This window comes from Paenibacillus tuaregi, from assembly GCF_900086655.1.
Lineage (GTDB): Bacteria > Bacillota > Bacilli > Paenibacillales > Paenibacillaceae > Fontibacillus > Fontibacillus tuaregi.
Window position 1 is genome coordinate 4,932,042 of sequence record NZ_LT575476.1, and the last position, 14,549, is coordinate 4,946,590.

At 50.3% G+C, this 14,549-nt stretch carries 13 protein-coding genes; all 13 read right to left on the reverse strand.

Translation table 11 applies throughout. The features are described from left to right. Nucleotides 1–195: 195 nt before the first annotated feature. The gene (locus tag BN6628_RS22145; protein WP_068620632.1) at nucleotides 196–1,317 is read right to left on the reverse strand and encodes a glycosyltransferase family 4 protein; all 1,122 of its coding nucleotides are present in this window, start codon (nucleotides 1,315–1,317) and stop codon (nucleotides 196–198) included. Nucleotides 1,318–1,429: 112 nt separating this feature from the next. Continuing rightward, the gene (locus BN6628_RS22150) at nucleotides 1,430–2,188 is read right to left on the reverse strand and encodes a WecB/TagA/CpsF family glycosyltransferase (RefSeq protein ID WP_068620634.1); all 759 of its coding nucleotides are present in this window, start codon (nucleotides 2,186–2,188) and stop codon (nucleotides 1,430–1,432) included. A gap of 5 nt (nucleotides 2,189–2,193) precedes the next feature. Next, nucleotides 2,194–3,327, reverse strand: a complete 1,134-nt coding sequence (gene csaB / locus BN6628_RS22155) for a polysaccharide pyruvyl transferase CsaB (RefSeq protein ID WP_068620636.1) — start codon at nucleotides 3,325–3,327, stop codon at nucleotides 2,194–2,196. After that, the gene (locus BN6628_RS22160; protein ID WP_068620638.1) at nucleotides 3,300–5,330 is read right to left on the reverse strand and encodes a DUF5693 family protein; all 2,031 of its coding nucleotides are present in this window, start codon (nucleotides 5,328–5,330) and stop codon (nucleotides 3,300–3,302) included. Before BN6628_RS22160 ends, csaB begins: the two co-directional genes overlap by 28 nt. A 114-nt stretch (nucleotides 5,331–5,444) precedes the next feature. Beyond that, on the reverse strand, nucleotides 5,445–7,169 hold the full coding sequence (locus BN6628_RS22165; protein ID WP_068620640.1) for a phospho-sugar mutase: 1,725 nt from the start codon (nucleotides 7,167–7,169) through the stop codon (nucleotides 5,445–5,447). 23 nt (nucleotides 7,170–7,192) lie between these two features. Beyond that, complete coding sequence (fabZ, locus tag BN6628_RS22170; RefSeq protein ID WP_068620642.1) at nucleotides 7,193–7,630, reverse strand: 3-hydroxyacyl-ACP dehydratase FabZ; 438 nt, start codon at nucleotides 7,628–7,630, stop codon at nucleotides 7,193–7,195. 425 nt (nucleotides 7,631–8,055) lie between these two features. After that, nucleotides 8,056–8,256, reverse strand: coding sequence for a DNA-directed RNA polymerase subunit beta (locus tag BN6628_RS22175; protein WP_068620644.1), 201 nt, complete (start codon nucleotides 8,254–8,256; stop codon nucleotides 8,056–8,058). Between the two features lie 9 nt (nucleotides 8,257–8,265). Then, nucleotides 8,266–9,087, reverse strand: a complete 822-nt coding sequence (locus tag BN6628_RS22180; protein WP_068620646.1) for a flagellar hook-basal body protein — start codon at nucleotides 9,085–9,087, stop codon at nucleotides 8,266–8,268. A gap of 10 nt (nucleotides 9,088–9,097) precedes the next feature. Then, nucleotides 9,098–9,973, reverse strand: coding sequence for a flagellar hook-basal body protein (locus tag BN6628_RS22185; RefSeq protein ID WP_068620648.1), 876 nt, complete (start codon nucleotides 9,971–9,973; stop codon nucleotides 9,098–9,100). 921 nt (nucleotides 9,974–10,894) lie between these two features. Then, entirely contained in the window at nucleotides 10,895–11,893 is a 999-nt protein-coding gene (gene mreB / locus BN6628_RS22190) for a rod shape-determining protein (protein ID WP_068620651.1), read from the reverse strand. Nucleotides 11,894–12,153: 260 nt separating this feature from the next. Further along, nucleotides 12,154–12,438, reverse strand: a complete 285-nt coding sequence (spoIIID, locus tag BN6628_RS22195; RefSeq protein ID WP_068620653.1) for a sporulation transcriptional regulator SpoIIID — start codon at nucleotides 12,436–12,438, stop codon at nucleotides 12,154–12,156. A gap of 210 nt (nucleotides 12,439–12,648) precedes the next feature. Next, nucleotides 12,649–13,392 carry a M23 family metallopeptidase gene (locus BN6628_RS22200; protein WP_068620655.1) on the reverse strand — a complete coding sequence of 248 codons (744 nt, stop codon included), beginning with the start codon at nucleotides 13,390–13,392 and terminating at the stop codon, nucleotides 12,649–12,651. A 372-nt stretch (nucleotides 13,393–13,764) separates the two neighbouring features. Beyond that, nucleotides 13,765–14,549, reverse strand: a 785-nt coding sequence (spoIID, locus tag BN6628_RS22205) for a stage II sporulation protein D (protein ID WP_068620663.1), incomplete at its 5' end; no start/stop codon positions are given.

The following is a 14,549-nucleotide window of genomic DNA, read 5'->3' on the forward strand; positions in this document are numbered from 1 at the left end:
TTTATAAGGTCAGTTATCTTCTTTATCGGACAACCGTGAGAGATTTTGAAGAAAAATGGAATAAAAAAATCCAAATTAATGGAATTTTGCCTCTTAATACCCAAAAGATCGTTCTTTGGCGCTATGGGGATAAGGAAACGGCAGCAAACAAAAAAATCCCGCTGTACGAATGCACAGCGGGATTTCTATTCAGACTCAGTCCGAGCGCTCCGTGCTCTCCTTCATCCGCAATCTTGCGAGGAAGTTGAGTACAGGCCGCTTGGTCTTGCCGATCAGGCCGATGACCTCGGCGCCAATCTGCAGGAAGAAGACCATAATACAAATGACCACGAAGGTTACCCAGTTGGCCGAATAGAGTGCGGCCGAGGACTGGATGATCGCCAGCACCCCGAAGAAAGCGGCGATCCCATAGATGATCAGCACCGTCTGGCGGTGGCTGAAGCCAAGCTCTCGCAGACAATGATGCAGGTGGCCTTTATCCGGCGAGAAGATCGGTTTCTTCTGCATCCAGCGGCGCACAATAGCAAACATGGTATCCGAAAGCGGAACCCCAATCAGAATGAGCGGGGTCAGGAACGAGACAATCGCAACCTGTTTAAATCCTAACAGGGACAGCAGCGCAAGGCTGAAGCCCAGGAACAAGGCCCCGGAATCCCCCATGAAGATCTTGGCAGGGTGGAAATTGAAATACAGAAAGCCCAGAATGCTGCCAAGCAGCAGCAGGCACAGAAGAGCAGTAATTTCGTTGCCCATAATAAAGGCCATCACCGCAATCGTACCGATCGCAATGGCGGATACACCTGCAGCGAGACCATCCAATCCATCGATCAGATTAATTGCATTGGTTACTCCGACGATCCATAGAATCGTAAACGGGATCGAAATCCAGGTCTCCACGGAGGAGTAGGTGTGAAAAGGTATATTAGCAAATTCAATTTTAATATCAAATCCGAATACAACTACACAAGCAGTTGCAATCTGAACCACCAATTTCAGCTTGGCCGAAAGATCAAAACGGTCATCCAAAGCGCCAAGCAGCACAATCATGGTACCACCGACGAGAAACGCTCCCACGAAGTCGAGGTCTCTGGAAGAGATATAACTATCCGGGATAAAAGGAAGTAGTGCGACTAAACCGATAACAAAAGATAAATAAATGCCTAGTCCACCGAGTCTCGGCATTACTCTGGTATGCACCTTGCGCGCATTTGGAACATCGACCACACCGGCTTTGATCGCAAATTTCTTAACGAGCGGTGTTAATCCGAGCGCCAGAACCAGCGCGGCGATAAACCCGATGATATAGATCATCAACATGTCAAATTCAACCCCCATTTTATCTACCGAATGAATTATACTCCGAATGCAAACAAACTACCAACTCTGTAATTCAGCAAATTTCGGCTGATTTTCAGAGAATTCCGCCCATTTACCGCATTTTTGAGAGCTTTTCGCCCTCACGCAGTACTTTGACGGTAAATTTCGGCAGTGCAAGCATCCTCCCAATCCGGGAAGGTTCGCGGAGAAGACGGTAGAACCACTCCAAATGCATCTTCTGCATGAATTTAGGTGCGCGCTGGGTCCGTCCTGAGATCACGTCAAAACTTCCCCCAACCCCCATAATCACAGGAACTCCAAGGTCTTCCTTATACTTGGCGATCCATGGTTCCTGGGTATCCGCACCCCGGGCCACGAACAGCAGATCAGGCCCGGCCTTTACAATTTCATCTATAACTTCCCGGTCCTGCTCCGGACCGAAATATCCGTCACGGGAGCCGACGATCTTCACTCTCGGATATTGCAATTGTAACCGCGAGGCCGCTTCCTGAATCACTTCCGGCGCAGCGCCCAGCAAATATACCTTCCAGCCGAGCTCCTCACCCTGCTTCATGAGTTCATGAAGCAGATCAAATCCTGCCACACGCTCGGTCACAGGCTCGCCACCCTTGCGGGCGGCCCACACCACGCCAGTCCCGTCAGGCACAATCAAATCCGCACGCTGCATCATGGTCTTATACTCCGGGTTCTCCAGGGCGGCCATGACCATAATCGGATTGGCCGTAATAATCTGATGCGGCTTCCCGGACTTCACCACGTCCGTCAAGTAGCTGACGGTATCCTTCATTCCCCACTTGCAGACAGGGATGCCGAATATCGATACCGTAGGCACTGCAGCTGGCTGCTTCATGTGATTCACCCTCTGTTCTTAAAAAATTCAGCGATCCGCTCCGCCGGACGGCGGGCTTCCTGCTTCAGATTGTCAATTCTAGCCGCATTCCGGGCACGCCAGGCGTCCCCGTCCTTAAGAAGGCCGCGCAGCTCGGAGGCTACGATGTGCGGATCAAGCTGATCGCTTGTTCCCGCTGGAACGGAACCTAGACGCGCCAGGAAATGATCGATCTTCGGATCATACGATATCCCCAGCAGCGGCACCCGCTGGTTAGCCGCATAGATCAGGCTGTGCAGCCTCATCCCAATGAGCGCGTCACAGCGGCTGACCTCTGCCAGCATCGCCTGAGGATCAAGCGTCTCTGGAGCGACACTCACTACACTTCCCAGCGATTGTACTGACTCCATCCGCTCTATGACAAAGCGCGATGCTTCATCATCCCCAGGCACATGGAAGGGCAGAAACCGGAAATGAACCATCATCTGCCCTGCCAGAGCCGCAAGACCTGCGGCAAGCTGAATCAGCTCAAGCCGCTCCGGGTTCCAGTAGCGCACGGAAATTCCCACCACAGGCAGCTCCTCCCCGGCGCTTGCAGTCTCCCGGGGAACCATACCTTCGGGAAGCGGCAGACCCATTACCGGGTCTGGCACAACTTCAATGTTTCCCCGGTTCAGCCTCATACTGGCAAGCAGCTCCGCAGACTCGTTATCCCGGACAGAGACATAACTGCATTTGCGGAAGATTCCAGCAATAAAAGGGTGAAACACTCCCCGGTTCACCGGGCCAATCCCCTGAGCATAAATGAACACAGGTTTCTTCAGCCACTGGGCTATCTTAATGATGCCCAGATAGTAAGGGATAGACTTCATACTGGTAGCATCCTGCAGCAGGCTTCCGCCGCCGCTGATCAGTCCGTCACTCTCCTTCAAAGCCCGCCGCACTTCACCGAGCTTCATCCGGTGCACAGCCTTCACACCATACATGGAAGTGGTCCACTCCGGGTCCACCGACAGCACGATCGGCTCAATCCGGATTCCAGCCCGGGCCCCTTCCTCCTCCAGCGCGGTCAGGATGGACTTCAGCACCGCCTCGTCCCCACTGTTGCGGAACCCGTAATATCCGGAGATGACTAGTCTTGTAACAGACGGGGTGACCATTTCTTCCAGCACCTTTCAATAATAATCCACACACCTACGGCAATAAGACCAATAATGATTCCGAAGCCCATGCCAAGAAGTCCGCGAATCAGCGAGATCATGGCAGGAGAGTGAATATGGGCAAAAGTATCCACCATCGACAATTGACCGATTGTAGCGATGATCAGCGCATAAATAATTTTTGGATACCGCAAAGAGGCGAATACCCCAACGATAAAGAGCGGGTGCAGAATCAGGAACTCCTTATTCCGTGGACGTACCCCAATTGTGTTCTCCAGGAATGAGCGGAACTGCGCTTCACCCGGAAGAAGGCTGCCCGAGTTGCCTGTTCTTGAAAGATAATAGTAGCCTACTCCTGCCAGTACAACAGCACAAGCCACCCATAATAGAGTAATCGGCATACGCAGCCATCTGCGCAGCTCGCTGAATACAGATTTGCCTTGATACAAGAAGACGTATACCGCCACAAGGAAAACAGGCACCAGATGCAGCAGACTTACACCGCGGAACTGGTTAAGCACGAGCGCATACGTAATATTATTAAGCAGTGCGATAACGAAAGGAACCGCACACAAAGACAGCAGGGACGTCTTGATAAAGAGCACTAAAGTGTGAGTAAGGCGGCGTCCGCCTGACATGTCCGGATGCTCTCCATGAATCTCCTGGACTTTCTTGATGGCCAGCAGCATCGCAATGGTCGGCGCGCTGATCGCGACGAACAGAGACAGAAGCTGTTCCAGCCATTCCTCCTTATGAATAACGAACAGTCCCGCGCAGCCAAGGAGTCCGAGTATCAGAGCCGCAAGGGTTAGCGAAGGCAGGAAGTAAGACACCAGAATAGCCACGAACGCAACTCCGCCCAGAACGACAATCGCTTTGGCGATTTTGTCCCAGGAATGGGTGGTAACCGTGAAGGCTTCTGCTTGTCCGAGCTTGAACCCGTCTTTCTCAATGCGTTTGACCGCATTTCCAGGCTCACCCAGGGTCTTCACAATGTTCTCAACCGAATCCGTAATTGTAGATTTTGTGGTGTCCTTGCTCGGCATGCTGTTGATATAAATCATCCGGATCTTACGGTCCTTCGCCGCCAGGGCGAACCGGTCAGCAAGCGTGTCAGGATCCAGCTTTGCATCCTTATCACTTAAAGAATACAGACGTACAACATTATAGTTCAAATAATAAGCCAGTTTATTAAAGCCAGCCTGAGGCTTCTTCAGACCTTCAATGGTCACGATACCGAGTCCGTGAGCTTTCAAGGAATCCGCGAATGCCTTAAGACTCTTCTTCTCTGGGTCATCAGTAAAGCCTTTGACCGCATCCCCTTCAAACAAGATGTGTTTAACATTGTTCTCCTGGAAGATGGTCAGCATCTGATCTACCGCAGCCTGATCATAGGGCTGGCTGTCACTCATACGCGGAAGAATATTAAAGCCTTTGTCACGCAGCATCTTCATGGCAATCGGATCCGGCGCGAATGATTTCATTACCGCATCGGCCGGTGACGTATTAATGCGAATGGCGGCGGTTCCTTCATCCCAGCTCCATGGAACCACATCAATGCCTGCGGCTTTGAACGTCTGTTCAATCATCGGTGCGAAAGTCTCGGCATTCTCCTTACTCGTAAACACGACGTAAGTTTGATTGTCCGTCTGGGCGGTCGACAGCGGAAGTCTCTTCATACCAATCAAATCCTGTGTGCTGTACACCATTAGACGGTGGGATCGGGTCAATTCGTCGAGATTGCTTTCAAACATCGCGATCGTGCCAATTCCGGCCCCTTTTAACTGGTCAAGCTCTTCATTCAAAAACGCTTCAGGTTTAGGTTGATAAACAGAACTCTCCAGCAAACTGCGATAGTTGAAAATAAGCTCCACGTTCTTGGCCGTCTGCTCTGTCTGAATACGGGCATAAATCAGGGGCAGTGATGCCACCATCCCGATAACCACCAGAATCCAAAGCCACTTGCGTGATACATTGTTCCATTGTTGCCATTTCTGATACACGAAGGTACCTCCTCATGAATAAACTCCGAAGCCCGGGCCAGCCTGAAGGACTGAGCCTGCGAGCCCCGGATCATATACAAAGCTTAAATACTAATTATTACATTCAATTGTTAGTTAAGCGTCAACTCGGCCCATGACTTCATCCTGTAATCGGCCCAGCGTTCCTAGGGCATCCTCATTAGAGGTTCCACATACGGCGAAGTATACTTTGATCTTAGGCTCAGTGCCCGAAGGACGAAGACAGAACCAAGACCCGTCTTCCAAAATAAATTTGAGCACGTTCTCCTTAGGGAATCCATATAGACCCTGAGAGTAGTCTTCGACTTCCTTCACTTTTAGACCGGCAACCTCACTTGGAGCGGCATTGCGCCAATCTTCCATGAGAGAATGAATCTTGGCAACTCCATCCTTACCCTTGAGCGTCCGTGATACCAATGCTTCACGGTAATAACCGTACTGCTGGTACAAATCCTCAAGCACATCAAACAAGGTCTTGCCCTGTGTTTTATAGTATGCCGCCGCTTCGGCAATTAATGTTGAAGCCACAATAGCGTCTTTGTCACGGGCGTAATTCCCCGCCAGATATCCATAGCTCTCTTCATACCCAAACAGGAAGGTATGGTTACCGGACGCGTCAAATTTGTTCATCATCTCGCCGATATATTTGAATCCGGTTAGGGTGTTGAATACTTCGACTCCATAGTGGCGTGCAATCACCGCACCGAATTCACTGGTCACAATGGTCTTCACCACGGCGCCATTAGCTGGAAGCTTGCCGCTTTCCTTCATCTGACTGAGCAGATAGTGTACAAGAATCGAACCGGACTGATTCCCGGTCAGGACCTGGTATTCTCCCTGCGAGTCTTTAACTACAGCCCCCATGCGGTCTGCATCAGGGTCTGTGCCGATAAGCAGATCCGCGCCGACCTTCTGGCCAAGCTCTATAGCCAGAGTGAAGGCTTCCCGCTCCTCCGGATTCGGAGATTTCACTGTGGAGAACTCCGCGTCAGGCTGCTCCTGCTCTTTTACGATATGAACCTGGGTGAACCCGAGCTTATCGAGCACCCGGCGCACCGGCAGGTTGCCTGTTCCATGAAGTGGGGTGTAGACGATCACAACGTCCTTGGCAGCCCCGCCTGCCAGCAGCTGCGGATTCACACTGGTAGCTGCCACCGTATTTACAAAAGCTTCGTCCTCCGCGTCTCCAAGCCATACAAGCAATCCTTGCTTTTCCGCTTCTTCCCTCGTAAGACGTTTCACCTCAGCAAAAGAGGAGACCTCTTTAATTCTGGAGATCACTTCTTCCGCCTCATGCGGTACAAGCTGACCGCCAGCGGCGTTATACACCTTATAACCATTGTACTCGGGTGGATTATGGCTCGCGGTAATCACGATGCCCCCGGTTGCCTTAAGTGAGCGTACAGCGAACGACAGCTGAGGGGTCGGCCGAAGCGAAGGAAACAGCTTCGCAGCGATTCCGTTTCCGGCAAGCACTAGTGCCGCTTCCAGAGCAAATTCCGGAGAAAAGTGCCGGGAATCATGGGCAATTACAACCGAAGGCTGATCCCCCGCCCCTGATTTACGGTGCGCATCCCAAATATACTGGGCGAAGCCTTGCGTTGCTTTTCCTACTGTATACTTGTTAATCCGGTTGCTTCCGGCTCCAATAACGCCGCGGAGGCCACCTGTTCCAAACTCAAGCTCCTTGTAGAATCGGTCTTCCAATTCAGCAGGGTTCTTATCCAGTGAGCGAAGCTCCTGTTTAGTCTCCTCATCAATTGAAGCATCCTGCAGCCACGCTTGAACTTTCTCTTGAATTGTCTTATTGATTTCGCTCATGTCTCTACTCCTATTCTGTTGAATTAATTCATCTTCCCGTCTGAGAGGGCAAACATAATCTCACCTTCCGCAACCACCTTGTCTTCCACCTTCGCAACCGCACGCCCTTTGCCTATAGAACCTTTCAGACGTATAATCTCCACCTCAAGACGCAGCGTATCGCCTGGGAACACCTGATCACGGAAACGGAACCCATCCAGCCCGGCAAGGAATCCGATCTTTCCCTTATTGCTCTCTAGACTCAGCATAGCTGCAGCACCAACTTGGGCGAGCGCTTCAGTGATCAGGACTCCAGGCATCACCGGATAACCTGGGAAATGCCCCTGGAAGAACGGCTCGTTGATGGTTACATTCTTGATTCCAACCGCACGTTTGCCTACCTCCATTTCCACGATGCGGTCCACTAATAAAAATGGATACCTGTGCGGAATTAACTCCTGGACTTTACGGTTATCTAACATAATTATGTAATACCCCTTTCTCATTGCCCTTAAATTTCGGGTAAATTGTATTTAAACGGATAAGCCAGTATGAAAACAGACCCTCAGGGCCATACTGTAACTATCCTTCGTCTCTGCAGATACGAAGGTTCAGATAAGGGGTTTATCCGCGGGGCTGCACCAGCTGGCCTGCGGGTAAAACCCTTTTGTCATTTCTAACTTTAAACGGGGCCGTTCTGACCTAGAGTCCTCTTCGGACAATCCTCCACCAATTATACCTTCTCTCTCGGCAAAAATAAAACTCCCGCCCATTCAGGGAGGCTGCGGCGGTTCCCGCATTTCCATCCCTCCTCGGCGGGAGTGATTAACAAGTTACTACATCTTGTCATCTGTTTCAGGAAAGGATGCCATAAAGACATGGCTTCATTAAAACAGATAACCCACTACTATGGCGCAAACACCAAGTCAAACACATGACGCCAGGTACTCCAATGAAAGACACTGCTTAGACTCTGCTTGCCCAGTACTACATACCCTACAATCATACCGCCAAATAGCGCAAGGAAGAGGATAAATAGGATCAGAAGAACGAACAGGGTTCTCCGGAGAGCTGGTCGTCTTGCCGCCGGTTTACTCTCTTGACTCATCGCATCCACCTATCCGCGCAAATTGTTCACAAGGCCCGTCATCGTGTCACTCGAAGTCAGCGCCCGGGCAGCCAGCTGATAAGCACGCTGAACCTGGAGCATGTCCGACATCTCTGTGGTGATGTCCACATTGGACTGCTCAAGAGCACTCTGGCGAAGCGTAGCTCTCTGATTCTGAGGCAGCGCATCATTGTTCGCGAGCACATCCCGCTCAGCCGCCCCTGCAGAAAGCACATACAGGTTGTCGGCTCTTTGTTCAAGCGCGTCCGGCCGCTGTGGCGATACAAGCTGAATGGCTTGCCCCAGGTTAGTTGTCGTCCGACCCAATGTGGCCTTGATATTTCCGCCCGCATCTATTTGAAGCTTCGAACCTGCGGGAACGGTAATTGGCGCGTTATTCTTATCCAATACGTAGTATCCCTGAGCTGTCACTAAATATGCCAGCTTAGAGTCCTGCGGGTCCGGCTGGATGTGGAAGCTTCCTTCCCTCGTCCATGCCTTCTGGCCGTTAGCCTGAACCGCGAACAATCCATTCCCCTGAATGGCCAGGTCGGTGTCAATCCCCGTGTCCTTGAAGGAGCCTTGAGAAAAGTCGCGGGTGACGCCCGCCATTTTGGAACCGTAGCCCACATTAATCCCTAGCGGAGTGGCTCTTCCCGTACGCCCCATCGGGGGCTCCTGCTTAAACATGGTCGTCAACGTATCTTCAAACGTAGCGCCCTTGCTTTTGTATCCAATTGTATTCACATTTGCGATGTTATCCGCCAGAATATCCAGCCGCTGCTGGATCCCCGCCATGGAAACGGCGGAGCTGATCATGGAGTTATTCATTTAGCGCCTCCTACACACGGCCGACTTCATTTACGGCTTTGTCCATGCTTTTATCATAAAATTGAATTACCTTTTGGTTAGCCTCATAGGCGCGCTGTGCCGTCATTAAATCAACCATGGACTGCGCGGTATTTACGTTGGAGCCTTCAAGAGAGCCTTGACGTACCGTCACGGCATCGTTAGCCGTTAGATTACGGATGCCGGCTTTTTGCGGATCGGCGGCTTCATACACCCCATTACCGTTACGCGTAAGCTGGTAAGGAGATTCCACAACCGTAATCTGAAGCTGCTGGTTGGTAGGAGCCCCATTATATAGGAAGTTTCCCTTTCCGTCCGTCTGAAGATCCTTGATCGGTTGGTTCAGGACAAGAGGCTGCCCATTGGCGCCCAGTACTCTAAAACCGGTGGAGCTAAGCAGTTCCCCAGCAGCATTCACATGGAAGTTACCATCCCGTGTATAACGGACATTGCCGTCATTGTCTTGCACCGTAAAGAATGCTTGTGGCCGATAGACCACACTGCCATCCTGCTTCACATACTTGCCTGACTCGTCAAAAGGATAAGGTTGTCCAGTAGCAGGATCAACTAGAGAAAGGCTGGATTCCAGTCCAAAGTCTGACATTTTGCCAGTCTCTCTAAGATCTCCTTGGGTGAAAATTGGCTGAGTCTCCTCGGCGAACACGCCGGTGTTCAGCTTGCCAATCTGCCTGTTGCCTGGTGCATCTCCGCCCACCAACGAGACAAGCACCTCGGGAAAAGAGCGTGCGGCCTCATTCACAGACTTGTATCCTGGGGTGTTAATGTTGGCGATATTCTGTGTCACCGTGTCGTGCAGACGCTGTTGGGTCATCATCCCTGCAGCAGCCGTATAGAGTCCTCTCAGCATAGGAAACCTCCTAAAAACTTAAAAATTCTTATTGAAATATTCGCAGCCTTTTTAATTTCACAACCCTCCCAAACCCTCCCTTGCCTAAGCATATGCTTCCGAGGTAGTTTTCCCTTGGAAAACTTTCAGGAGGGCCCCGAGGATTTCATCCTCTGGACACCTGAATGGCTGGGGAATGGGGCTAAGCTAACTGGACTTGGTGAATACGTGCTCCGGGTCGCTTGTCGTCCCTGCGGGACACGCTTTTGGGTTGTGTTGTTTAGAGCCAGTAACTTGAGTGATTGATTGACTGACTGGATAGGATGACTCGTAGCATGGATGCCTGAACAATTTGTAGAATTGAACAGTTTCTGAACTTGATGTTTAGCAAAACTTATAGCGATGGTGACCAACCGGATGAATAAACTAAATTTCATAGCCTGGGTGACTGATCAAGTGAATGCGTTTAATCATAGCTTAGTTATCTGGATAGATGAATGAGCTAAATTTCGCTGCTAGGGTGACTGACCAGATGAACTAGCTAAATTTCGTAGCTTTGGTGACTGACTTGAATACACAATTTATAGCTATTGAAGTTGAACAAAAGGAAGGTCAGACTAGGCAAAAGGTGAAATGGTTCTTGAAAAGCACAGCGTTCGCCTTTGTGAACAGATGATTTCTAACTTATGACTTTTATATCAAGAAATCTGTTAACCAACAGCGATCGGAAGAACATTTCAACCGGATGCCTTTATCCTGTACAATCATTTATTCCAACTGTAAACAATTCCCTGTTTCTTAATGAACAAGGCTGTTTATTTTTTATTAAAAAGGCAAACGGACTTATTTATCCAAATCAAAGCAAGTTATGTTATGTCATCTGCCTATCTATATTCCAAATTGCCCGCCCCGGCAAATGCTTCTTTTCAATATATCGGACAACTAGAACTTTTTCTTTATAACTCTATCCAAATTATCGAGCATAAGCCCTGTGCCCTTAACTACGCAGTGCATCGGATCTTCCGCGATCACGACCGGAACCCGAAGTTCCTCCGCGAGGAGCTCGTCCAATCCATTCAGCAGAGCGCCGCCCCCGGTCAGAATTACACCGCGGTCAATGATATCGGCTGACAGTTCCGGCGGTGTGCGCTCCAGGACGGATTTAGCTGCTGCGACGATGGAAGACACGGGCTCCCATAGAGCTTCCTGAACTTCGGAGGACGAAATGGTTACCGTGAGAGGGAGTCCTGACACCATATCTCTGCCCCGGATGTCCAGCTCAGCTTGGCGGCCGCCAGGACGAACGGTTCCGATACCAATCTTGATATCCTCGGCAGTGCGTTCCCCGATAAGGAGCTTGTACTTCGTCTTAATGTAACGGATAATCGCGGCATCGAACTTGTCCCCTGCCATCTTAATTGATGAGGCCGTGACAATGTCCCCCATGGAGAGAACGGCTACGTCCGTTGTTCCTCCTCCGATATCCACCACCATATTGCCGCTTGGCTCAAAAATGTCCATACCGGCGCCGATAGCAGCCGCCTTCGGTTCTTCCTCGAGATAAACTTCCTTCGCGCCGCTGCGCTCTGCGGCCTCCCGAATCGCCTTCTGCTCAACGGAGGTAATATTGGTTGGGGCACAGATCAAAATCCGTGGGTGGCTGTACCAGTTCTTCCCGCCAACACGATTAATAAAGTACTTCAACATCGTCTCCGTAATTTCAAAATCTGCAATAACCCCGTCCTTCAGCGGACGGATTGCCACAATATTTCCAGGTGTTCTGCCTACCATCCGCCTTGCGTCTTCACCGACAGCAAGCACACGCTTGGTATCGCTCTCAATCGTGACGACAGAAGGCTCGTCGAGCACTACACCTTTCCCTTTTACATGGATCAGCACGTTCGCAGTGCCCAAATCAATTCCGATATCCTTGCTCATCATTACAAAGCTCCCCCAAAGCGTATTTTTAATGGTAAAAGAAACCTAACGTCTATTGTCATTCTGTTCGACAGAATATCCGTCAATTTTACAGAAACATCCAGAAAAAACACATCTGAAGTCCGTTTTGCGTAGCTAAATTTCGGGATGTTTGGATAAATTACCCGCATTCTTGTACCATATTTAAAAATATCATACTTTGGGGGACGTATTCAATTACATATCTGTCTTTTTTCGTACGAAAAGTGGGTGATAAGGGCGGATTAATTCGCTGCTGTGATCACTTCCCGCTTGGAGGGTGTGGTCTTTTTATATTTAATCTTGGTCGCCTCTCCTCCGCGCAGATGCCTGATGGATTTATGGTACTCCAGAATATGCTTCACCTGGTCAGCCAAATCCGGGTTGATCTCCGGAAGCCGTTCCGTTAAATCCTTGTGTACCGTGCTTTTGGACACACCAAACTCCTTGGCGATGGTCCTAACCGTATGCTTCGTCTCCACGATGCAGCGGCCTATCTTAATGGTTCGTTCCTTAATGTAATCATGCACGCTCCCGCCTCCCAACTCGAGATAGTTTGGTACAGTATATGAGGGGCGTGCCCATATATTCTTTGTTTCCAAGCCTGACAAGCCTGCGCGGGGCCAATTATTTTACACAGCAAGCGAAAAAAACGGGGGATCTGGAGATCCCCCGTTTGGCGCAGGCCTTATGTACTAAGACTTTTCAGTTAGTGGACTAGCCTGCTCCAAGTCAACACATTATTTTTGCGGAAGCAGCTGGGATGGGTTCACCGGTGTGCCGTTCTCATATACGGCAAAGTGAACATGATTGCCAAGATCCTTCTCCAGCTCATTGCGTCCGGCGGTGGCCAGGGTATCCCCCTGCTTCACTTCAGCGTCCTTCTTCACCTTCACATCCGCGAGACTTTCGTAGACGGTCTTCAGGTTGTTGGCATGGGTGATCTCCACCACATAACCTAGCAGCGCATGCTGCTCTACCCGCGTAACTTTGCCACCCAAAGCTGCTTTCACATCAAAAGATTTGTTATCCCCTCTTGCGAGGTCGATACCCGTGTTCGGCACGAACGTGTCATTATACTGCACGATCGCGGACACATGCTCTTCTGCTGAAGCATCCTTGTCATAAAACGGCTTAACAACATTAACCTCGGCGGCGTTAGCCACCGGCCATACGAGATCCTCCGGCGTAGCGACAGTCTGAACCGATGTGCCATCTTCAGGCTTAACCTTGGTATCTCCCGTGGTAGTGCCTACCGGCTGGGTCACCGTTCCCGATGTGATCTCAGCCTGCGGCTTACGGCTCGCGCCCTGGTACACCCACACTAAGGTTAGTATGATTGCCGCGATGGCCATGTATGCTGCCGGGTATACCCACTTTCTGGACAAAAGTTTTTTCCATGAGGATGCCGGTACAGCCGGCTCTCCCAATCCAATTTTAGGAGATTCCTCATTCTTGTGCTGCTTCTGATTTTGATCATTCATAGTTTATCACCTCAGTAACAAGTGTTACCGGGGTAAACTCTTTTATACTTCGCCTATCCTACTTTTTTAGAAAATAATTTTAGAGCCTTATTCCCCTTCTATTGCCGGGCAACCACCAGCCCCATGCGGTCCTTAAACAAATGAGGTCTTGCGGATGTTTTGCACCAGCGACAAGATGGGTGAGCTTTAGGTTTATATGAATATAACTATCGTTATAACACTACTATACGTGAAAGGATGAGCCACACCGGAATATGACCCCCTTCTCATGGAGACCTCTACTGGAAAAAGGAGCGCCTGCACTTTCCGTTTATATCTAATGAACGCAAGCCCCTCGCAGCTGCCTAGGCCACAAAACTGATCTAGTCCGTTCTACTTGGCCTTATTCAGCAAATGTGAGGCTTGGGCGAATTGAATGCCTGTATAGTAGTGTTCTAGAATCTGGTTCACCGTATATCCTTCCTTGGCCATTCCATTTGCTCCCCATTGACTCATGCCCACACCGTGGCCATACCCGTAAGTTGTAATTTTGACCTGATTACCTTCTGGATCAAAACGGAACTGGCTGGACCGCAGCCCCAGCTTCTCCCGAATCTCCCTTCCACTAAAGGTGGTTCCGCCTATCTTCGCTTCCTTAACTCTATGTCCTGTCGTACTGGATACAATTTTAAACAGAGAGCGGGTGCCTGCTGCCTGACCCGCAACTGCTGGAATACTTGGTTGGGCTAGTCCCAGCTTACTAAAGACACTGCTCAAGCTCATGGTGACCGTCTCTTTATAGTCCGGGTCCAGCTTGATGTCCCAAGGGCTTGGCACACTGCGCAGATAAGGAATTTTGTAATTCCAGTATTCCTCTGAGTTCTCAGTATACCCGTTGCTGGCGGAGAAGAAGGAGGCCGTAATCGGCTTGCCTTGGTAAGTCATAATCGTCCCAGTCGTGGCATGGACAGCCTTTTGGATTCTGGCAAGCTTATCGGCTTCCCCATCTGTCTGCCATTTCTTCAAGGCATGGCGGGGGAGATAGGCTTGATGGGCCACCGTATCGGTCACATCCGCGGCCCGTCCAGGAACCCCGCTCGTATCTCCATCTGTGAGTCTTCTTACTATAAAGGTACGTGCCGCAATGGCCTGTGCCTTCAGCGCCTCCAGCTCGAAGG